This window comes from Streptomyces sp. NPDC059355, assembly GCF_042752335.1.
GTDB lineage: Bacteria > Actinomycetota > Actinomycetes > Streptomycetales > Streptomycetaceae > Streptomyces.
This window is the reverse complement of sequence record NZ_JBHYXN010000061.1, coordinates 18,764-39,520: the sequence shown is the minus strand read 5'-3', so window position 1 is coordinate 39,520 and position 20,757 is coordinate 18,764. Positions and strand designations below refer to the sequence as shown.

Below are 20,757 nucleotides of genomic sequence, written 5' to 3'. Positions count from 1 at the left end.
AAACTCCGCCCGCTGCGGCGCCGGCGGGCGGGCCCGAGGCACATGCTGCCCGGGCCCGGCCCTGCGCCGTACGCCCCGCGTGCGTGCCCTCCGCGTCAGACGTGCTCGCGCATGTGCGTGCGCGAGGACGACCCGCCGTCATAGTCGTACTCGGAGCCGGAGCCGCTCCCCGGATCCCCGAGCAGGACACCGGCGATGACGAGCCCGATCATCAGCAGGCTGAGCAGGATGCCGATCGCGCCCAGGATGATGCCGGCCAGGGCCATCGGGCCGTTGTCGGCCTCGCCGCGCTGGGCCTTGCCCCGGCCCAGGACACCGAAGATGACCGCCGGGACGCCGAACAGGAGCCCCAGGTAGCAGGTGACGACGCCGATGATGCCGAGCACGAGGGCGGTGACCCCGAAGCCGTTGCTCTTCTGCGGATACCCGGGGTATCCCGGGTATCCCGCGTAGCCCGGGTACCCCTGCTGGCCCGGGTGGCCGGGATGGCCGTACGTCGGCTGCGCCGGCGGCGGTCCGGGGTACGCGTAACCCCCCGGGTCCGGCTGCGCCGGGTAACCGTACGCGGGCGGCAGCGCCGGACCGGGTATCTGCGCCGGCGGGGTGTCGCCCCCCGGCATCCCCGCGATCGTCGGCTGGTCGTGCACGGGCGGCGGACCCGACGCCCCCGGTGTGGCCTGCGGTTTCCCGAGCTCCACCGCCGGCCGCTCCGGCGGCGCCCACGGGTCGTTCGGCTCGGGGCTCTGATCGGTCATGCGGCGCCCCCCTCTCGTACGCCCATGCTAAGTGCTGTCACCGACAGTCCCGGAGCTGCCTACGATGAAGCCCGATCCGTCCGCACCCGTCCTCCCGGAGGCTCTCTGATGCCCGACCTGACCCCCTTCATCGCGGGGCTGCCCAAGGCCGAACTCCATGTCCACCACGTCGGCTCGGCCTCCCCCCGCATCGTGGCCGAACTCGCCTCCCGCCACCCCGACTCCGCGGTCCCCACCGACCCCGAGGCGCTGGCCGACTACTTCACCTTCACCGACTTCGCGCACTTCATCGAGGTCTACCTCTCGGTCGTGGACCTGGTCCGCACCCCCGACGACGTACGCACCCTGACCTACGAAGTCGCCCGCGACATGGCCCGGCAGAACATCCGCTACGCCGAGCTGACCATCACCCCGTACTCCTCCACCCGCCGCGGCATCCACGAGAAGGCCTTCATGGAGGCCATCGAGGACGCCCGCAAGGCCGCCGAGACCGAGCTCGGCGTCATCCTGCGCTGGTGCTTCGACATCCCCGGCGAGGCCGGTCTGGAGGCCGCCGCCGAGACCGCGCGCCTCGCCGTCGAACTGCGCCCCGAGGGCCTGGTCTCCTTCGGCCTCGGCGGTCCGGAAATCGGCGTCCCGCGCCCCCAGTTCAAGCCGTACTTCGACGCCGCCCGCGCGGCCGGCCTGCACAGCGTGCCGCACGCCGGCGAGACCACCGGCCCCGAGACCATCTGGGACTCCATCCGGGAGCTGGGCGCCGAGCGCATCGGCCACGGCACCAGCGCCACCCGGGACCCGGAGCTGCTCGCCTACCTCGCCGAGCACCGGATCGCGCTGGAGGTCTGCCCGACCTCCAACATCGCCACGCGCGCCGTGACCGACCTGGACCGCCACCCCGTCAAGGAGATGGTCCGGGCGGGCGTGCTCGTCACCATCAACAGCGACGACCCGCCGATGTTCGGCTCCGACCTCAACAACGAGTACGCGGTGGCCGCGCGCCTCCTCGAACTCGACGAGCGCGGGCTCGCGCAGCTGGCGAAGAACGCCGTCGAGGCCTCCTTCCTGGACGAGGCCGGCAAGGCGAGGCTCAGCGCGGAGATCGACACGTACACCGCCGCCTGGCTGGCGCGCTGACGGACCGCCGGGAACGCCGACAATGGCAGCCATGCGCACCCTGACGGCCGTGGGCCACCGCGGCGATCCCTACCGTGCCCGTGAGAACACCCTGCCCTCGATCCGCTCCGCCTTCGCGTGCGGAGCGGACGCGGTGGAGATCGACGTACGGCTGACCCGCGACGGGCAGCCGGTCCTGCTCCACGACGAGGCGCTCCAGCGGCTGTGGGGCCATGACGTGCGGCTCGACGCCGTCACGGCCCCGCAGCTGAAGGAGCTGACGGACGGCGGGATCCCGACGCTGCGCGAGGCCCTGATGGCGGCCGGCGCGGGCCGGGTGATGATCGACCTGCCCGGAGCCACGGCGGAGGCCGTCCGGACGGTCGTCGGCCAGGTCCGGGAGTGCGGGGCCCGCGACCGTACGTACTACTGCGCGGGACCGGACACGATGCTGGCCGTGCGGGCCGCCGATCCGGGCGCCGAGATCGCGCTGACGTGGACCACGTCGGCGCCACCGCGCCGGGTGCTGATCGACGCGGTGGCGCCGTCCTGGCTCAACTACCGCTTCGGACTGGTGGACCGGGAGCTGACGGACGCCCTCCACCGGGAGGGCCTGCTGGTGTCGGCCTGGACCGCGGACACGACGTGGTCGATGCGCAGGCTGATCGCGGCCGGGGTGGACTCCGTCACCACCAACCGGGTGGACGCGCTGACCCGCGTACGGGCGGAACTCGGCGTGCCCGGCCGGTGATCCGCACGCTCGGGGAGCGGGTCCGGCGGGCGGACCGGCGCTGGCAGGACCTCGGACTGACGCTGCTGGTCCAGGTGGCGACGACGATTCCGTTCGTCGTGCCGCGGGATCCGCTGGATTCGCCTGCCACCTGGCCGGCGTACCTGCTGACCACGCTCGGCAACGTGCCGCTGGTGTGGCGGCGGCGGGCGCCCTTGGCGGCGATCTTCGGGATGGTCGCGGCCGGCTCGGTCTACACGCTGGCGCTGGACGGCCCCGGGCAGCCGCTGCCGTACGCCCCGCTGATCGGCGTGTACACGATGGCGCTGCTGTGCCCGGCCCGGGTGCGGATCTCGATGGGCGTGGTCCTGGCCGGGCTGATCCTCGCCTCCGTGGCGCTCAACACGGGGACTGCCAGGGAGCTGCTGTTCGCGCTGTTCGTCTTCGCGGCGGCGTACGCGCTGGGGCGGCTGCAGTACACCCGGCAGGCGTACACGGAGGCCGTCGAGGCGCGTGCCGCGGAGCTGGAGCGGGCGAACCGCATCGAGGCGGAGCAGGCGGCGGCGCGCGAACGGGCCCGCATAGCACGGGAGATGCACGACATCCTCTCGCACGCGGTCAGCATCATGATCGTGCAGGCGGAGGCCGGTCCGGTGGCGGTGCGCAGGGCCCCGGAGCGGGCGGAGGCGGCCTTCGACGCGATCGCCGAGACGGGGCGGGACGCGATGGCGCAGCTGCGGACCATGCTGGGGGTGCTGCGGACGGACCGGGCGGAGCAGGAGGCGGCTCCGCGGTCGCCGCAGCCCGGGATCGAGGAGCTGCCGGGGCTGCTGGAGCGGGTCCGGGGCAGCGGGGCGCAGGTCTCGTACGAGCGGACGGGCGCGGTGCGCGCGCTGCCGGCGGCGCTGGAGGCGACGGTGCACCGGGTGGTGCAGGAGGCGCTGACGAACGTGGTGAAGCATGCCGGGGCGTCGACGGCCTCCGTACGGCTGGAGTACGGGCCGCGGGCGCTCACGGTGACGGTGACGGACGACGGGCGGGGTCCGGGACGGGCTGCGACTGACGCTGCCGCTGCCGCTGCCACTGCGGGCGGGCACGGGCTGATCGGGATCCGGGAGCGGGCGGCGGCACACGGCGGTACGGCGGAGTACGGTCCCGGGCCCGGTGGCCTCGGGTTCTCGGTCCGCGTCGTCCTAGTAGCCTCGCCGCTGGAGGTGGGGCGTTGACGATCCGTGTGGTGGTGGCGGACGACCAGGAGCTGGTGCGCAGCGGCTTCGTGATGATCCTGGACGCACAGGAGGACATCGAGGTGGTCGCGGAGGTCGGGGACGGCGCGGCGGCGGTGGCGGCGGTGCGGGAACTGCGGCCGGACGTGGCGCTGCTGGACGTCCGGATGCCGGTGCTCGACGGGATCGAGGCGTGCCGGGCGATCTCGGCCGGGACCTCGTGCCGGACGGTGATGCTGACGACCTTCGATTCGGACCAGTACGTGTACGAGGCGCTGCACGCGGGGGCGAGCGGATTCCTGCTGAAGGACGTGCGGCGGGACGATCTGGTGCATGCCGTACGGGTGGTGGCGGCGGGCGATTCGCTGCTGGCGCCTTCGGTGGCGCGGCGGCTGATCGAGGAGTACACGGCGGCGACGGCACGGCCGGCGTCCGCGGGGGCTCTCTGCGCTCAGCGGCTGGAGGTGCTGACGGCGCGGGAGCGGGAGACGCTGCTGCATCTGGGGCGGGGGCTGTCGAACGCGGAGATCGCCGCCGCGCTGGTGGTGAGCGAGCACACCGTGAAGTCGCACGTGGGCAACGTGCTGGCGAAGCTGGGGCTGCGGGACCGGATCCAGGCGGTGATCTGCGCGTACGAGACGGGCCTGATCGGGGTGGGGACCGGGACCGGGGCTCCGGCCGGGACCCGGGCCGGCTCGGAGATATCTCCCTCTGGGGAGTGAGGGGCGGGCGGGCTGATCCCTCGCGCTGGTGAGTTGTCGTACCGGTGAAGACCCCTCTCGGTGGTGATCCGCGGGAACCTCTCTGAACTGCAGCATTGAGTCATCGGGCCGCTGGGGCCCGGATGGCTCGCAGGGGGTTCCGCCATGAAGGTACGTACGCGCACGCTGATCGCCACCGCCTTGGTCCTGGGCATCGCGGCCGGACCGGCCGTCGCCCACGCCGCTCCGGCTCCGGCGCCCGGCGCGGTGACCGCGCCGGCGCCGGCCGGTCCTGCGCAGCCTCCCCTCTACACGACCCCGCCCGATGCGGCGGCGTTGCGGAAGGCGATCGCCGGTGTCGGCCCGGGCAACAAGGACGCGACGGCCGCGCTGGTCCGCGTCGGTGGTACGAGCGGCCGCTGGGTGGGCAGTTCCGGCGTTGCCGATGTCCGCACGGGGCGCAAGGCGTTCGACGATGCCCGGTTCCGGGCGGGTTCGGTGACCAAGACCTTCACCGCGGCGGTGGTCCTCCAGCTGGCCGCCGAGGGCAGGGTCGACCTGGACCGGCCGGTGCAGCAGTACCTGCCGGGGCTGCTGCCGTCCGGACCGCGCGGCTTCGAGCCCATCAGCGTGCGGCAGTTGCTGAACTACACGAGCGGCATCCCGGCGGCCGAGGGCCCGGGGGACTCGTTCGCGGCGCAGTACGCGCACCGGTTCGACGTGGTCGATCCGCACGCGCTGATCGCCGAAGCCGCGGCCAAGGGGCCCGAGTTCCGGCCGGGCGAGCGGCAGCACTACCTCAACATCGACTACACGGTCCTCGGCGTGCTGATCGAGAAGCTGACGGGCACGTCGTACGAGCAGGCCCTGTCCGCCCGGATCCTGGGGCCGCTGGGCCTGCGCCGCACTTCGGTCCCCTCACGTACGGAGAACCGGATGGCGGGCCCGCACCACCACGGCTACCAGGCGGTGGCCGGGCCCGGCGGCGGGAGCGCGCTGGTGGACGTGACGGAGTGGAACTCCTCGTCCAACTGGGCTGCCGGGGACCTGATATCGACCACGGCGGACCTGGAGAGGTTCACCGAGGCCCTGTTCGCCGGCCGGGTGGTGCCGAAGGCACAGCTGGAGGAGATGTTCACGGTGCCGGCAGTGGCGGACTTCGAGTCCGGGGAGGACGCCGTGCAGACCGCGGGGATGAAGCGGTTCGTCCTGGCGGACGGCACGGAGGTCTACGGAAAGACCGGCTCCCGGTACGGCTACAGCACCGTGATCGGTGGGGCGCGCGATCTCTCGCGCACGCTCGTCTACTCGGTCAACTCCACCGACGCCAAGGGCCGGGAAATGAACCAGGTGGCCTACGGGATCGTCGCGGCGGCCTTCGCCCGGTAGCCGTCCGCAGGCAGTGCCTCGAGGCGCTTGATCATGCGGCGGAGCACCAGCAGGGGTATGACCCCGAAGACGCCGAACGAGATGTCGATGAGGCTCCACCCGATGGGGATGCCCCGGATGGGGCCGCAGATCAGGGCCAGGGGGATCACGCCGGCGCAGGCGATCATGCCGGCTTCGACGATCCAGATGTTGCGGACGGGGTCGCGGTGGACCCCGTAGAAGAAGACGGCGATCACCAGGTGGGCGAAGGCGAGCCAGTCGGTGCCGTAGAGGAGGAAGGGGTGGTCCCGGTCGGCCTGGTCCAGTCCGTCCCCCACCCGCCGCAGCCACGCGTGGGAGACCAGGGAGTTGGCCCAGTGGAGTTCGCTGACGAGGGGGAAAGCGGTGAGGCCGCTGAGCACGAGGCAGACGATGAACAGGACCAGCCAGGCACGGATACGCCGCTGAAGGGCGCTTCTCTCGCTCATGGAAGGAAGCCTACGCCTGTTTCTGAACGCGTTCAGCCACATTGATGAACACGTTCAGTTCGGCGACGAGGCCGTGATCGTTCCGGTGCCGGCCGGCGCTCAGAGGCCGACGATGGCGTTCCAGCGCTGGGCGAGGGAGCGGCGCTCGGCCGAGGAGATGTCCCGGGCCACGACGAGCCGCTTGCGCATCTCCTCGTCGGGGAAGATCAGCGGGTTCTCGGCGAGTTCGGCGGTCTCCTTGTCCTCCGAGGCGGCCAGGACCTCGCGGGCGGCCGGGACCGGGCAGACGTAGTTGACGGCGGCGGCGAGCTCGGCGGCCACCTCGGGGTCGTAGTAGTAGTCGACCAGGGCCTCGGCGTTGGCCTTGTGCCGGGCCAGGTTGGGGACGAGCAGGCTCTCCGCCCAGAGCTCGGCGCCCTCCTCCGGGACCACGAACCGGATGTCCGGGTTGTCGGCCTGGAGCTGGATGGCGTCGCCGGAGTACGCCTGACAGGCCAGGACGTCGCCCTTGCTCAGATCGGAGGTGTAGTCGTTGCCGGTGAAGCGGCGGATGTGCTTCTTCTTCACCATGCTCTCCACCCGGTCGCACATGCGGTGGAAGTCGGACTCGGTCCACCGGGTCACGTCCACGCCGTCGCCCTGCATCAGCAGGGCGAAGGACTCGTCCAGGCCGGAGAAGAGGGTGACCTTGCCGGCCAGGTCCGGGTGCCACAGGTCCTTGACGGACTTGATCTCCCGGCCCAGCGCCTTGTGGTTGTAGGCGATGCCGGTGATACCCGACTGCCACGGGACCGTGTGCAGGCGGCCCTCGTCGAAGGCGGGGGACCGCAGCTGCGGGTCGAGGTGGGCCGCCACGTTCGGCTGCGCCGAGCGGTCCATCTTCTGGGCCCAGCCCAGGTGGACGAAGCGGGCGGCCATCCAGTCGCTGACCACCACCAGGTCGTGGCCTGTCTCCTGGTGGTTCATCAGCGCCGGGCTGACCTTGCCGAAGAACTCGTCGTTGTCGTTGATCTCCTCGGTGTACCGAACCTCGATGCCGGTCTTCTCCGAGAAGGCGTCCAGCGTGGGCCGGCGCTCCTCGTCCTCGTCGTCGGTGTCGATGTAGAGCGGCCAGTTCGAGAAGGCGACCCGCTTGTCCCGGTCGGAGCGGTCCGGGCCTTCCCGCCGGTCCTCGGGGACGAAGGCGGCGGGCACACCGCAGCCGGTCAGGGCCGCGAACAGGCCGGCGGCACCGAGGCCGCGCAGCGCCGCGCGGCGGGAGAAGGCGAGTTCAGGCATGGGCAAAGCCTCGGCGAACGGAGGAGGGCGGGCAATAGACATGTTGTCTACTGCCCGCCCTCTCAAGCCCCTTCGGTGATCGATGCGATCCCCGCGGAGACCGATCAGCCGTCGAGCGAGGTCATCACGTGCTTGATGCGGGTGTAGTCCTCGAAGCCGTAGGCGGAGAGGTCCTTGCCGTAGCCGGACTTCTTGAAGCCGCCGTGGGGCATCTCGGCGACGAGCGGGATGTGGGTGTTGATCCACACGCAGCCGAAGTCGAGGTTCTTGGACATGCGCATCGCGCGGCCGTGGTCCTTGGTCCACACCGAGGAGGCGAGGGCGAACTCGACGCCGTTCGCGTACTCCAGGGCCTGGGCCTCGTCCGTGAAGGACTGGACGGTGATGACGGGGCCGAAGACCTCGTTCTGGATGATCTCGTCGTCCTGCTTGAGGCCCGAGACCACGGTCGGGGCGTAGAAGTAGCCCTTGTCGCCGACCTGGTGGCCGCCGGCCTCGACCTTGGCGTGCGCCGGGAGGCGCTCGATGAAGCCCGCGACCTGCTTGAGCTGGTTCGGGTTGTTCAGCGGGCCGTAGAGCACGTCCTCGTCGTCCGGCTGGCCGGTCTTCGTGTCGGCGGCGGCCTTGGCGAGGGCGGTCACGAACTCGTCGTGGATGGAGGCGTGCACGAGCACGCGGGTCGCGGCGGTGCAGTCCTGGCCGGCGTTGAAGTAGCCGGCGACCGCGATGTCCTCGACGGCCTTGGCGATGTCGGCGTCCTCGAAGACGACGACCGGGGCCTTGCCGCCGAGCTCCAGGTGGACGCGCTTGACGTCCTTCGAGGCGCTCTCGGCGACCTGCATGCCGGCGCGCACCGAGCCGGTGATGGAGGCCATCGCCGGGGTGGAGTGCTCGACCATGGCCTTGCCGGTCTCGCGGTCACCGCAGACGACGTTGAAGACGCCCTTGGGCAGGACCGAGTCGATGATCTCGGCCATCAGGACGGTCGAGGCCGGGGTGGTGTCCGAGGGCTTGAGCACCACGGTGTTGCCCGCGGCGATGGCCGGGGCGAACTTCCACACGGCCATCATCATCGGGTAGTTCCACGGCGCGACCTGGGCGCACACGCCGACCGGCTCACGGCGGATGATCGAGGTCATCCCTTCCATGTACTCGCCGGCCGAGCGGCCCTCCAGGAGGCGGGCCGCACCCGCGAAGAAGCGGATCTGGTCCACCATCGGCGGCAGCTCCTCGCTGGCCGTGAGGCCCAGCGGCTTGCCGGTGTTCTCCGATTCGGCGGCCACGAGCTCGTCCGCGCGCGCCTCGAAGGCGTCCGCGATCTTGAGCAGGGCCTTCTGGCGCTCCGACGGGGTGGTGTCGCGCCAGCCCGGGAACGCGGCCGCGGCGGCGGCCATGGCGGCGTCGACATCGGCCTGGCCGGAGAGCGGGGCGGTGGCGTACACCTCGCCGGTGGCGGGGTTGACCACCTCGGTGGTCCGCCCGTCGGCGGCGTCCTTGAACTCTCCGCCGATGTAGTTGCGCAGACGACGCAGTTCGGTGGTCACTCCAGCCACACTCCTGATCACATGTCCAACGATTGAGACGAATCCCAATCCTAGCCCCTAGGCGGACGCTTTCGGCAGGGCCGGATGCCACCAACTACGAAATCAGTGAGATCGAGGACGCCAAACAACGGATTTCATCGATTCCGTCTTGCGGAACAGACGACTCCTCGTGCACAGTGAGGTCGTGGTCAGTCGAAGCGCAGATTCCAGGAACAGACAACCGTCCCCTTCGGTCGATGCTGTGTCCCTGGCGATCATCGAGCAACTGCAGGAGGACGGTCGCCGTCCCTACGCAGCGATCGGCAAGGCCGTCGGCCTGTCGGAGGCAGCCGTGCGCCAGCGCGTGCAGAAGCTGCTCGACCAGGGCGTCATGCAGATCGTCGCCGTCACCGACCCGCTCACCGTGGGCCTGCGACGCCAGGCCATGGTCGGCATCAACGTCGAGGGAGACCTCGACCCGGTGGCCGACGCACTGACCCAGATGGCCGAGTGCGAGTACGTGGTCATGACCGCGGGCTCGTTCGACCTGATGGTGGAGATCGTCTGCGAGGACGACGACCACCTGCTGGAGACGATCAACAAGAAGATCCGCGCGCTCCCCGGCGTGCGATCAACCGAAAGCTTCGTTTACCTGAAGCTGAAGAAGCAGACCTACATGTGGGGAACTCGATAGCCCGTGAGCCAGGACCTCTCCAAGACCGCGTACGACCACCTGTGGATGCACTTCACCCGCATGTCGTCGTACGAGAACTCCCCCGTCCCCACCATCGTGCGGGGTGAGGGCACCTACATCTTCGACGACAAGGGCAAGCGCTACCTGGACGGTCTCGCCGGACTGTTCGTGGTCAACGCCGGTCACGGCCGCAAGGAACTGGCCGAGGTCGCCTACAAGCAGGCGCAGGAACTCGCGTTCTTCCCCATCTGGTCGTACGCGCACCCCAAGGCCGTGGAGCTCGCGGAGCGCCTCGCCGACTACGCCCCGGGCGACCTGAACAAGGTCTTCTTCACCACCGGTGGCGGCGAGGCCGTCGAGACCGCGTGGAAGCTGGCGAAGCAGTACTTCAAGCTGCAGGGCAAGCACACCAAGTACAAGGTCATCTCCCGTGCGGTCGCCTACCACGGCACCCCGCAGGGCGCCCTGTCCATCACCGGCCTGCCGGCCCTGAAGGCCCCCTTCGAGCCGCTGGTGCCCGGCGCGCACAAGGTGCCGAACACCAACATCTACCGTGCCCCGATCTATGGCGACGACCCCGAGGCCTTCGGCCGCTGGTGCGCCGACCAGATCGAGCAGGAGATCCTGTTCGAGGGCGCCGACACCGTCGCCGCCGTCTTCCTGGAGCCGGTGCAGAACGCCGGCGGCTGCTTCCCGCCGCCGCCCGGGTACTTCCAGCGGGTCCGCGAGATCTGCGACGAGTACGACGTGCTCCTCGTCTCCGACGAGACGATCTGCGCCTTCGGCCGCCTCGGCACGATGTTCGCCTGTGACAAGTTCGACTACGTGCCGGACATGATCACCTGTGCCAAGGGCATGACCTCGGGCTACTCCCCGATCGGTGCCTGCATCGTCTCGGACCGCATCGCCGAGCCGTTCTACAAGGGCGACAACACCTTCCTGCACGGCTACACCTTCGGCGGACACCCGGTGTCCTCCGCGGTGGCGCTCGCCAACCTCGACATCTTCGACAAGGAAGGCCTCAACCAGCACGTGCTGGACAACGAGGACGCCTTCTTCTCGACGCTGAAGAAGCTGCACGACCTGCCCATCGTCGGCGACGTCCGCGGCAACGGCTTCTTCTACGGCATCGAGCTCGTCAAGGACAAGGTCACCAAGGAGTCCTTCACGGACGAGGAGACGGAGCGCGTGCTCTACGGCTTCCTCTCCAAGGCTCTCTTCGAGAACGGCCTGTACTGCCGGGCCGACGACCGCGGCGACCCGGTCATCCAGCTGGCCCCGCCGCTGATCGCGGACCAGGGCACCTTCGACGAGATCGAGGGCATCCTGCGCTCGGTGCTCACCGAGGCGTGGACCAAGCTGTAAAGAGCGGTGCCGACGCGCAGCAGATAGTCCGAACCACACGGCCCGGATCCCCCGTTCGAGTGAGAACGCGGAGGTCCGGGCCGTGTGCTGTCACCATCCAAGACGTTCATCTCTTTACATCTCAGTGCGGCGCCAGTGACCGAACAGGTTCCGCTTCGTTCCCCCGGACGGAGGTGTACGCCATGGTGGCTCCACCGGACAACGCCCCACCGGACAATGACGTCCTCTGGGCAAGGTCCGTTCACTACTCCCACAGCGGTTCGCCCGGCCTCATCGGGGTCTCGGTGGGCGTCCGCCAGGGCGAGGTCCTCGCCCTGACCGGCCCGCGCGGCAGCGGGAAGACCACACTGCTGCGCTGCCTGTCCGGACACCTGGTGCCCGAGCAGGGCGAGATCTGGTTCAACAGCGTGCCCGTCCACACCATGGGGGCCCTGGCCCGCGAACGGCTGCGCCGCGACCGGTTCGGCTGGATCGGCCCCGATCCCCAGCTGCTGCCCGAGCTCAAGGTCTGGGAGAACGCGGCCCTGCCGCTGCTGGTCTCCGGCGCCTCCCACCGCTCCGCCAAGGCCGCCGCCTGCGAATGGCTGGACCGGCTCGACATCGGCGCCTTCGCCCGCAAGCGCCCCGGAGCGCTGACCCGCGCCGAGTCCCAGCGGGTCGCCCTCGCCCGGGCCCTGGTCAAGGAGCCCGCGGTCGTCTTCGCCGACGAACCCACCGCCCCGCTGCACCGCGCCGAGCGCGCCCTGCTGCTCCGTACGCTCACCACCGCGGCCCGCTCGCACGGGATCACCGTGCTGCTGGCCACCCACGAGGAGGAGAGCGCGGCCGTCGCCGACCGCCGGGTCGAACTGCTCGACGGGAGGCCCGCCGGGACCGCGGCCGCCGTCAGCGGCGCCATCGGCGTGGGCGGTGTCGGCGGTCCGTCCGACGAGACCCCGGAGGGCCAGGCCGCGTGCTCGCTCTCCGCCTAGTCCGCGGCTCCCGCCCGCTCGTCCAGCTGCGCCGGCTGCTGGTCGCCGCCGCGAGCGCCGGTACCGGATTCGTCCTGCTGTACGTACTCGCCGGAGCCACCGCCCGCCCTGCCGGATCGTTCCCGCGCCTGCTGTGGGCCCTGGTCCCGCTCGCCGTCACCGTGCAGTTCGCGGTCGCCGTCGCCAAGACCGACCCCGCGACCCGGCCCCGGGAAGGACTGGACGCGGCAGGGCTCGGCCCCGTACAGCGCGTGCTCGTCGCGGCGGTCTCCACCGCCGTCGCGTGCACCCTGGGCAGCGCCCTGGCCTTGGCCGCCTTCCTGCACCTGCGGGGCGAGCTGACGGGGCTGCCCTTCGACGGAGCCGGGGCCGGACTGCTGCACGCCGGCCGGCCGCTGCCCGTGGCGGCAGCCCTCACCCTGCTGGCCCTGATCCCGCTGAGCGCCTGCACCGCCACGGCTCTCGCCCTGCGCCCGCACCCGCCTCTGGCCCCGCAGACCGCCCTGCCCTGGGGCATCGCCCTGACCGCCTGCGGACTGGCCGTCGAGGCGTACGCGGGCCCCGGCGGCGCCGGGATGCCGGCCGGCTGGGCGCTCACCGCCGTCGGGCTCTCCCTCGCGGGACCGGGAATCGCCTACGCCTGCGGGGCCCTGGTCCAGGCGGTCCGCCCCGGCGCCATGCGGCTGCTGGCCGGGCGGACCCTCCAGGAGGAGGCGCCCCGGCTGGGCCGACCCCTCGGGGTGCTGTGCGCGGTCGGCGCGGGCGCCCTCACCGCGGTGGCCCTGCGCGAGCGGGGCGGCTTCGGCGACCCGCTGGGCCCGCTGACCGGACCGGCCTGCGCCCTGGTCGTGCTGTGCGCGGCCGCGACCCTGCTCACCCGGGCCGTCGAAGTCCGCCAGGACCGCTCGGTCACCCATGCGGCCCTGCGCGACCTGGGCACTCCGGGCGCGGTCCTCCGTACCGCCGCGACACTGCGCGCCACCGCCCTGGTGGCCGTGTGCGGACCGGTCGTGTGGGGTGTGGCACAGCTGACGTCGCTGGCATTGACCCGCTGACGAGGGCAGCCCATAGGGTGGGCCGAATGGTCAACGCAGACAACGCAGACATCGAGATCGAGACGCTCGCCGAATTCGACCGGGTCGTGGCCCGCGGCTCGCTCAGCGGCTACCGGGTCCAGTCGGTCAACCTGCTGGAGCGCACCTTCGCCCTGCTGTCCGCCGACACCTCCGCGGCCGTCTTCCTCGGCTGCCCGATGGAGCCCGACGCCTCGGCGAAGGTGCGCGCGGACGGCGCGCTCGTCTTCCCGCCCGTCCCGGACCTGCCCTTCGACCCCTACCGCGGCCTGCTGTACACCGCCGACGAGCTGTTCACGGGGCTGTCCGCCGGATACGAGGCCACCCCGGACGCCCAGTCGTACGCCTGGTTCCAGGAGACCAAGGCGGACGGTGACGTCTTCTCCTCGATGCTGCGGTCCGTCCACGACGACGCGATCTCCGACGCCCTCGACGAGCACCTCGCCGGCGCCCGGGTGGTGGGCGTCATGGGCGGCCACGCGATGGCCCGCGGCGGCCTCGACTACCAGGGCGCGGCGGAGCTCGGACGGGAGCTGGCCCGGTCGGGACTGACGGTGGCCACCGGCGGCGGCCCCGGCGCGATGGAGGCGGCCAACCTCGGCGCCTACCTGGCGCCCGCCGCGGACGAGGCCCTGCCGGAGGCCCTGGAGATCCTGGCCAAGGCCCCCTCCTTCGCCCCCTCGGTGTCCGACTGGGCCCGGGCGGCCTTCGCCGTACGGGACCGCTGGCCCGGCGGCGGCGACTCGGTGGGCATCCCCACCTGGTTCTACGGGCACGAGCCGCCGAACGCCTTCGCCGGCCACATCGCCAAGTACTTCGCGAACGCCACCCGCGAGGACGGGCTGCTGGCCCGGTCCAACGCGGGGGTGGTCTTCCTGCCGGGCGCGGCGGGCACCCTCCAGGAGATATTCGACAACGCGACGCCGAACTACTACGAGTCGCGGGGCGAGCCGACCCCGATGGTCCTGGTCGGACGTACGCACTGGACCGAGCACCTGCCGGCGTGGCCGCTGCTGCGGGCGCTGGCGCGCGGCCGGGCGATGGAGTCGCGGATCGCGCTGGTCGACTCGGTGGAGGAGGTCCCCGCCGTACTCGCGGTGATGAACGCGAGGAATGAGACGAAGTAAAGGTCGGCCCGAGGCAACTTCCCGGCCCGATCGCACGTCTGCCATAGGTAATCAAAAAGCAAAACCTGCCAGACGTGAACGGAGCCCTCGGTGCTCATAGGCCTGCTGACCGCGATCGCGGCGTCCATCTGTTACGGCACGGGGTCCGTCCTGCAAGCCGTGGGCTCGCGCAGGGCGGCCCGGATGTCCCCGGCCGCCGCGGGGGTGACCGCGCACGGCGGCCCGAACCTCTCGTCCACCGCGAAGGCGGCGATGACGTGGGAGTTCATCGTCGGCACCATCCTGGACTTCGTGGGCTTCGGGCTGGGCGCGCTGGCCGCCCGGCTGCTGCCGCTTTTCCTCTCCCAGACGGTGATCAGTGCCAACCTGGTGATCACGGCCGTCCTCAGCGTGAAGATGCTGGGCATCCGGCTGACCCGCAGGGAATGGACCTCGATCGGGGTCGTCTGCGCGGCCCTGGTGCTGCTGGCCACGGCGGCGGGCCACGAGGGCGGCCACCATGCCCCGATGTCCACGCACTGGTGGCTGTTCGCGGTGACCCTTCTGATCATCGCGGGCGGCACGGTCGCCGTACGCCTCCTGGGCTCCCGGGCCGCGATCCTGGCGGGGCTGCTGTCGGGCCTGGCCTTCGGCGCGCTGGGCGTAGGCGTCCGGATCCTCGACGGCATCGAACCGTTCGACCTGGGCACGCTGCTCGCCGACCCGGCCCTCTACTCCATCGTGCTGGCCGGCGTCGGCGGCATGTACCTGCACACCGTCGCCCTCCAGATCGGCTCGGTGAACGGCGCGACGGCCGCGCTGGTCGTCGGCGAGACCGTACTGCCCGGCGCGATCGGCGTCCTGTGGCTGGGCGACGCCTCCCGCCCGGGCCTGGCCTGGCTGGCGGTCCTCGGCTTCGTCCTGGCCGTCACGGGTGCGGTGGCGGTTGCCTGGTACGGCAACCACGAGGGAGCGCAGGCCCCGGCGGAAGAACCCGCTCCCGCCGGCGTCTGAGGCGCGGGGTCCGCGGCTCGCCCCGGACTTCCCCGGCCCGTCCGGCGTTCGAGGACCGGGTCCGGGCGGAGCCCGGGGAACGGTGGAGGGGCGGGGCGGGCCGGGGAAGTCCGGGGCGGGGAGGAGGCCTCCCGGTGGCTACGCCGCCGGAAGCACGACCACCTCGGCCGGGGCGAAGGCGACCGCGACCCGCTCCCCCACCGCCGGCGCCCCTGCCAGCCCGCACTCCGCCTCCAGCTCCGGCCCCGCCTCCGGCCGCAACCGCAAGGCGACATGCGTGCCGCGGAACGTCCGCGCGAGCACCTCACAGCGCAGCCCGGCAGCGGCGAGCACCACCCCGGCCGGCCGGATCAGAATGCGCCGCTCCCCTTCCGGCGACCCGGCCGGCACCTGCACCTTCCCCCATGCCGTCGCCGCGGCCCCGCCCGCCACCACCGCCGGGATCAGGTTCTCGAAGCCGAGGAACCGCGCCACGAACTCCGAAGCCGGCCGCTGCCACACCTCCAGCGGGGTCCCGGCCTGCGCGATCCGCCCGTCGCGCATCACCACCACCCGGTCGGCCAGTGCGAAGGCCTCCCCCTGGTCGTGCGTGACGGCCAGCACCGTGGTCCCCAGCCGGGAGAACAGCCCCCGCAGCTCCACCACCAGCCGCTCGCGCAGCCCCCGGTCGAGCTGCCCCAGCGGTTCGTCCAGCATCAGCAGCCGCGGCGACGGGGCCAGCGCCCGGGCCAGGGCGACCCGCTGCTGCTCACCGCCCGACAGCGAAGCCACCGAGCGGCCCTGGGCCCCGGGGAGCCCGACCAGCTCCAGCAACTCCGCGACCCGGGCCTCGTACGCCCCTCGCCCGGGCCCCGGTGCGAACCCGCGCCCGGAGCCCCGCATGCGCAGCCCGAACGCGACGTTTCCGCCCACGTCCCGGTGCGGGAACAGCTGGTGGTCCTGGAACATCAGGCCGACGCCGCGCCGGTGCACCGGCACCCGGGCCTGGTCCGCGCCGCCCAGCAGGACCCGCCCCGCCGAGACGGGCTGGAGTCCGGCCACCACCCGCAGCAGGGTGGACTTGCCGCTTCCGCTGGGCCCGAGCACGCATACGGTCTCGTGCTCAGCGACCTCCAGATCGACCGCGTCGACGACGGCACGCTCGCCGAAGCGGACCGACACCCCGGCCAGTTCGAGCAACGTCATCAGAACTCTCCCGAGGTCTTGTCGGGGCGCAGCCGCTCCAGCACCAGCAGGGACACCGCGCACACCAGCATCAGAATCGTGCTCAGGGCCATCGCCTGCCCGTAGTTCATCTCACCGGCCCGCCCCAGCAGCCGCGCCACGGCCACCGGCAGCGTCGGCCGGTCGGGCCGGGCGATGAAGACGGTCGCGCCGAACTCCCCCAGGGAGACGGCGAAGGCGAAGCCGGCCGCGATCAGCAGCGCCCGCCGCACCAGCGGCAGGTCCACCTCCCGCCAGGCCCGCAGCGGCGACGCCCCGAGCACGGCGGCGGCCTCGCGCAGCCGCCCGTCCACCGCGCGCAGCACCGGCAGCATCGTCCGTACGACGAACGGCACGCCCACCAGCGCCTGCGCGAGCGGCACCAGGATCCACGAGGTCCGCAGGTCCAGCGGCGGCTCGTCCAGGGTGATCAGGAACCCGAAGCCGACCGTCACCGCCGACACACCGAGCGGGAGCATCAGCAGCGCATCGAACCCGCGCACGAACCGGCCCGCGCGCCGGGTCAGTGCCGCGGCCGCGAGCCCCCCGATCACCAGGGCGATGGCCGTGGCGGCGAGGGCGTACTGCAGGGAGTTCCAGATGGCCTCCAGCGGGGGCACCAGGAACGTTCCGCCGCCCGCGCCCACGTCCTGGAGCGCCCGGTAGAAGCCGAACCCGTACCCGCCGGGCGCATCGAGGGAGCGTTCCACCAGCACCGCCAGCGGGGCCACGATCAGCAGCGCCACCGTCAGCAGCACCCCGCCCAGCAGGGCCCGCTGCCCCGGCCCGTTCGGCCGGTGCGCGGTCCGCGCCGGGTCGACGAGCCGCAGTGCGGTCTCCCGCCGGCGCACGGTCCAGGCGTGGATCCCGAGGATCAGGCCGACCGCCACGAACTGGACCATTGTGAGGACGGCGGCCGTCGGCAGGTCGAGCAGCTGCGCGGTCTGCCGGTAGACCTCCACCTCCAGGGTGGCGTACGAGGGGCCTCCGAGGATCTGCACGACGCCGAAGGAGGTGAACGTGAAGAGGAACACCATCAGCGAGGCAGCGGCCACCGCCGGCCCGAGCGCGGGCAGCGTCACCCGCCGCCACGCGGCGAACCGCCCGGCGCCGAGCACCCGGGCAGCCTCCTCCTGGCGCGGGTCCAGCTGCGCCCAGAGCCCGCCGACCGTCCGTACGACGACGGCGTAGTTGAAGAAGACGTGCGCGAGGAGGATCGCCCACACGGTGGTGTCCAGCCGGACGCCCCACAGCTCGTCCAGCAGTCCGCCCCGCCCGACCAGCGCCAGGAAGGCGGTGCCGACCACCACCGTCGGCAGTACGAACGGGACCGTGACCACCGCCCGCAGCAGCTGTTTGCCGGGGAACTCGAAGCGCGCGAAGACGTACGCGCCCGGGAGTGCGATCAGGAGCGTGAGCACCGTGGAGGCGAACGCCTGCCAGGTGGTGAACCAGAGCACATCGGCGATGTCGGGGCGGGTCAGCACCTCGCCGATCCGCCCGAACTGCCAGCCCTCGTCGGTCTTGATCCCGCGGCCGACGATCGCGGCCACCGGATACGCGAAGAACACCCCGAAGAAGGCGAGCGGCACGGCCATCAGCAGGAGCCGGACGGCCGTACCGCGTGCGCTCTCGCGTCCTACTTCACGACGAGCGAGGACCATGCCTTGACCCACTGCTCACGGTTCTTGGCGATGGTCTCGGGAGCGACGTTCTCGGGCTTCTCGACGACCACGCCGTGCTTCGTGAACAGCTCCGGCAGCTTGGCGTCCTTCACCACCGGGTTCACGAACATCTGGAGCGGCATGTCCTCCTGGAACTTCTTGCTCACCAGGAAGTCGAGGAGCGCCTTGCCGCCCTCCTCGTTCTTCGCGCCCTTGAGCAGGCCCGCGAACTCGACCTGGCGGAAGCAGGTGCCGGTGGCCACGCCCGTGGGCGCCTCGGCCGGCTGCGGCTCGCCGTAAAGGACCTCGACCGGCGGGCTGGAGGCGTACGAGACGACCAGCGGCCGGTCGCCCTTGGCCTTCTTGCCGCCCGCGGAGCCGGAGAAGCGCTCGTTGTAGGCCTGCTCCCAGCCGTCGACGACCTCGACGCCGTTGGCCTTGAGCTTGCTCCAGTAGTCCTTCCAGCCCTCCTCGCCGTACTTGCCGACGGAGGCGAGCAGGAAGCCGAGGCCCGGCGAGGAGGTCGCCGCGTTCTCGGTGACCAGCAGGTTCTTGTACTCCGGCTTGACCAGGTCGTCCAGCGTCTGCGGCGGGGCGATCTTCTTGTCGGCGAAGTACGCCTTGTCGTAGTTGACGCAGATGTCGCCGGAGTCGACGGGCGTGACCCGGTGCTCCTTGTCGAGCACGTACTCGGGCTTCACGTCCGCGAGGCCCTTGACCTCGTACGGCGTGAAGATGCCGTTGTCGAGGGCGCGCGAGAGCAGCGTGTTGTCCACACCGAAGAAGACGTCGCCCCGCGGGGAGCCCTTGGTGAGGATCTCCTGGTTGAGGGCGGCGCCCGCGTCCCCGGACTTCAGGACCTTGACGGTGTAGCCGCTCTGCTGCTCGAACTCCTTGAGGACCGTGTCGGTCACGTTGAAGGAGTCGTGCGAGACGAGCGTGACCGTCTTGGACTTCGGCGCCTCGCCGGAACCGCCCGCGGACTTGTCCTTGGCGTCGCCGCCGCCGCAGGCGCTGAGCGTGGCGACGCCGAGCGCGGCCGCGAGCGCCGCGCCCGCGAACTTCTTGGTGGTGCTCACTGGTGAATTCCTCCTGGGATGACCAGGAGAAGACGCGGCCCTGCCCGGCGCTCAGTGCGAGCGGTCGCCGGGCAGGGCGCAACAGCTTGAGTGATGACCGAACTTCCTACCCCGAATGACCGGGGCGAGGTTCAGAGGGTCTGCGGATGACGGTTACCGCACTCTCAGCGCTGTGGCGCTCCCCTGTCGGAATATGCAATTGGTTCGGCCACAGGGTACCCCGTGGCCGAATCGGGCCCGCGGAAACCGCAGGTTAGCGCTCCGAGGCCGCCAGCTGGCCGCACGCGCCGTCGATCTCCTGGCCACGGGTGTCCCGTACGGTCACCGGCACGCCGTGGCGGGCGATGGCCTCGACGAAGGCCTTCTCGTCCTCGGGACGCGAGGCGGTCCACTTCGAGCCCGGCGTCGGGTTCAGCGGGATCAGGTTGACGTGGACGCGCTTGCCCTTGAGCAGCCTGCCGAGGAGGTCACCGCGCCAGGCCTGGTCGTTGATGTCGCGGATCAGGGCGTACTCGATGGAGATCCGGCGGCCGGACTTCTCGGCGTACTCCCAGGCCGCGTCGAGGACCTCGCGGACCTTCCAGCGGGTGTTCACGGGGACGAGGGTGTCGCGCAGCTCGTCGTCCGGGGCGTGCAGCGAGACCGCGAGGCGGCACTTGAAGCCCTCGTCGGCGAAGCGCAGCATCGCCGGGACCAGGCCGACGGTGGAGACGGTGATGCCGCGCTGCGACAGGCCCAGGCCGTCGGGCTCGGGGTCGGTGAGGCGGCGGATGGCGCCGACGACCCGCTTGTAGTTGGCCAGCGGCTCGCCCATGCCCATGAAGACGATGTTGGACAGCCGGGCCGGGCCGCCGGGGACCTCGCCGTCGCGCAGCGCGCGCATGCCGTCGACGATCTGGTGGACGATCTCGGCGGTGGACAGGTTGCGGTCCAGGCCCGCCTGGCCGGTGGCGCAGAACGGGCAGTTCATGCCGCAGCCGGCCTGCGAGGAGATGCACATGGTGACCCGGTCGGGGTAGCGCATCAGCACGGACTCGACGAGCGTGCCGTCGTGCAGCTTCCACAGGGTCTTGCGCGTGGTGTCGTCGTCGCACGAGATGTGGCGGATGACGCTCATCAGGTCCGGCAGCAGCTCGTCGCGGAGCTTCTCGCGCGAGCCCGCCGGGATGTCGGTCCACTCGGCCGGGTCGTGCGCGTACCGGGCGAAGTAGTGCTGCGAGAGCTGCTTGGCCCGGAAGGGCTTCTCGCCGATCGCGGCGACCGCCTCGCGACGCTCCTCGGGGGTGAGGTCGGCGAGATGCCGGGGCGGCTTCTTGACCCCGCGAGGGGCGACGAAGGTGAGCTCTCCCGGGACAGGGCGGGCCATGGCTGGTACTCCTCGTAAGACGAAAGGCGCGCCGCAGAAG

At 71.5% G+C, this 20,757-nt stretch carries 19 protein-coding genes and 1 riboswitch; of the genes, 11 read left to right on the top strand and 8 right to left on the bottom strand.

What is annotated here, in order from left to right; genetic code table 11:
• Positions 1 to 95 precede the first annotated feature (95 nt).
• Positions 96 to 755 carry a DUF4190 domain-containing protein gene (locus ACFXGI_RS35630; protein ID WP_384716166.1) on the bottom strand — a complete coding sequence of 220 codons (660 nt, stop codon included), beginning with the start codon at positions 753 to 755 and terminating at the stop codon, positions 96 to 98.
• Between the two features lie 108 nt (positions 756 to 863).
• Between ACFXGI_RS35630 and ACFXGI_RS35625 the strand changes: the two genes are divergently transcribed.
• The 5 genes from ACFXGI_RS35625 to ACFXGI_RS35605 all read left to right on the top strand — a co-directional run bounded on the left by ACFXGI_RS35625 (position 864) and on the right by ACFXGI_RS35605 (position 5,914).
• The gene (locus ACFXGI_RS35625) at positions 864 to 1,889 is read left to right on the top strand and encodes an adenosine deaminase (protein WP_384716163.1); all 1,026 of its coding nucleotides are present in this window, start codon (positions 864 to 866) and stop codon (positions 1,887 to 1,889) included.
• Between the two features lie 22 nt (positions 1,890 to 1,911).
• The gene (locus ACFXGI_RS35620; RefSeq protein WP_384716160.1) at positions 1,912 to 2,619 is read left to right on the top strand and encodes a glycerophosphodiester phosphodiesterase; all 708 of its coding nucleotides are present in this window, start codon (positions 1,912 to 1,914) and stop codon (positions 2,617 to 2,619) included.
• Positions 2,616 to 3,824 (top strand): sensor histidine kinase, encoded by a 1,209-nt coding sequence (locus tag ACFXGI_RS35615; protein ID WP_384716157.1) that lies wholly within the window; start codon positions 2,616 to 2,618, stop codon positions 3,822 to 3,824. The genes ACFXGI_RS35620 and ACFXGI_RS35615 overlap by 4 nt, the downstream gene beginning before the upstream one ends.
• Positions 3,821 to 4,546 carry a response regulator gene (locus tag ACFXGI_RS35610; protein WP_384716154.1) on the top strand — a complete coding sequence of 242 codons (726 nt, stop codon included), beginning with the start codon at positions 3,821 to 3,823 and terminating at the stop codon, positions 4,544 to 4,546. Before ACFXGI_RS35615 ends, ACFXGI_RS35610 begins: the two co-directional genes overlap by 4 nt.
• A 144-nt stretch (positions 4,547 to 4,690) precedes the next feature.
• On the top strand, positions 4,691 to 5,914 hold the full coding sequence (locus ACFXGI_RS35605) for a serine hydrolase domain-containing protein (protein WP_384716151.1): 1,224 nt from the start codon (positions 4,691 to 4,693) through the stop codon (positions 5,912 to 5,914).
• Here the strand turns inward: ACFXGI_RS35605 and ACFXGI_RS35600 are convergent.
• The 3 genes from ACFXGI_RS35600 to ACFXGI_RS35590 all read right to left on the bottom strand — a co-directional run bounded on the left by ACFXGI_RS35600 (position 5,881) and on the right by ACFXGI_RS35590 (position 9,203).
• The gene (locus ACFXGI_RS35600; RefSeq protein WP_384716148.1) at positions 5,881 to 6,381 is read right to left on the bottom strand and encodes a hypothetical protein; all 501 of its coding nucleotides are present in this window, start codon (positions 6,379 to 6,381) and stop codon (positions 5,881 to 5,883) included. The genes ACFXGI_RS35605 and ACFXGI_RS35600 overlap by 34 nt on opposite strands.
• Before the next feature lie 99 nt (positions 6,382 to 6,480).
• Positions 6,481 to 7,659, bottom strand: a complete 1,179-nt coding sequence (locus ACFXGI_RS35595) for a PotD/PotF family extracellular solute-binding protein (RefSeq protein ID WP_030859804.1) — start codon at positions 7,657 to 7,659, stop codon at positions 6,481 to 6,483.
• 104 nt (positions 7,660 to 7,763) lie between these two features.
• On the bottom strand, positions 7,764 to 9,203 hold the full coding sequence (locus tag ACFXGI_RS35590; RefSeq protein ID WP_384716143.1) for a gamma-aminobutyraldehyde dehydrogenase: 1,440 nt from the start codon (positions 9,201 to 9,203) through the stop codon (positions 7,764 to 7,766).
• Between the two features lie 169 nt (positions 9,204 to 9,372).
• Here ACFXGI_RS35590 and ACFXGI_RS35585 point away from each other — a divergent pair, with 169 nt between their 5' ends.
• The 6 genes from ACFXGI_RS35585 to ACFXGI_RS35560 all read left to right on the top strand — a co-directional run bounded on the left by ACFXGI_RS35585 (position 9,373) and on the right by ACFXGI_RS35560 (position 15,405).
• Positions 9,373 to 9,876, top strand: a complete 504-nt coding sequence (locus tag ACFXGI_RS35585; protein WP_030298396.1) for an Lrp/AsnC family transcriptional regulator — start codon at positions 9,373 to 9,375, stop codon at positions 9,874 to 9,876.
• Positions 9,877 to 9,879: 3 nt separating this feature from the next.
• Positions 9,880 to 11,241, top strand: a complete 1,362-nt coding sequence (locus ACFXGI_RS35580) for an aspartate aminotransferase family protein (protein WP_384716139.1) — start codon at positions 9,880 to 9,882, stop codon at positions 11,239 to 11,241.
• A gap of 173 nt (positions 11,242 to 11,414) precedes the next feature.
• Entirely contained in the window at positions 11,415 to 12,212 is a 798-nt protein-coding gene (locus tag ACFXGI_RS35575) for an ABC transporter ATP-binding protein (protein ID WP_384716136.1), read from the top strand.
• A complete protein-coding gene (locus ACFXGI_RS35570) occupies positions 12,194 to 13,267 on the top strand; it encodes a hypothetical protein (protein WP_384716133.1) in 1,074 nt (357 codons plus the stop codon). The genes ACFXGI_RS35575 and ACFXGI_RS35570 overlap by 19 nt, the downstream gene beginning before the upstream one ends.
• A 26-nt stretch (positions 13,268 to 13,293) precedes the next feature.
• Positions 13,294 to 14,412 (top strand): LOG family protein, encoded by a 1,119-nt coding sequence (locus tag ACFXGI_RS35565; RefSeq protein WP_384716130.1) that lies wholly within the window; start codon positions 13,294 to 13,296, stop codon positions 14,410 to 14,412.
• Positions 14,413 to 14,502: 90 nt separating this feature from the next.
• Positions 14,503 to 15,405, top strand: coding sequence for a hypothetical protein (locus ACFXGI_RS35560; protein WP_384716127.1), 903 nt, complete (start codon positions 14,503 to 14,505; stop codon positions 15,403 to 15,405).
• Between the two features lie 138 nt (positions 15,406 to 15,543).
• Here the strand turns inward: ACFXGI_RS35560 and ACFXGI_RS35555 are convergent, their stop codons facing one another.
• From ACFXGI_RS35555 to rlmN, 4 genes are all read right to left on the bottom strand, one after another.
• Positions 15,544 to 16,590, bottom strand: a complete 1,047-nt coding sequence (locus tag ACFXGI_RS35555) for an ABC transporter ATP-binding protein (protein ID WP_384716124.1) — start codon at positions 16,588 to 16,590, stop codon at positions 15,544 to 15,546.
• Entirely contained in the window at positions 16,590 to 18,206 is a 1,617-nt protein-coding gene (locus ACFXGI_RS35550; protein ID WP_384716178.1) for an ABC transporter permease, read from the bottom strand. The genes ACFXGI_RS35555 and ACFXGI_RS35550 overlap by 1 nt, the downstream gene beginning before the upstream one ends.
• 41 nt (positions 18,207 to 18,247) lie before the next feature.
• Positions 18,248 to 19,351, bottom strand: coding sequence for a thiamine ABC transporter substrate binding subunit (locus ACFXGI_RS35545; RefSeq protein ID WP_384716121.1), 1,104 nt, complete (start codon positions 19,349 to 19,351; stop codon positions 18,248 to 18,250).
• 85 nt (positions 19,352 to 19,436) lie between these two features.
• Positions 19,437 to 19,546, bottom strand: a riboswitch (TPP riboswitch).
• A gap of 58 nt (positions 19,547 to 19,604) precedes the next feature.
• On the bottom strand, positions 19,605 to 20,717 hold the full coding sequence (gene rlmN / locus ACFXGI_RS35540; RefSeq protein WP_384716118.1) for a 23S rRNA (adenine(2503)-C(2))-methyltransferase RlmN: 1,113 nt from the start codon (positions 20,715 to 20,717) through the stop codon (positions 19,605 to 19,607).
• Positions 20,718 to 20,757 lie beyond the last annotated feature (40 nt).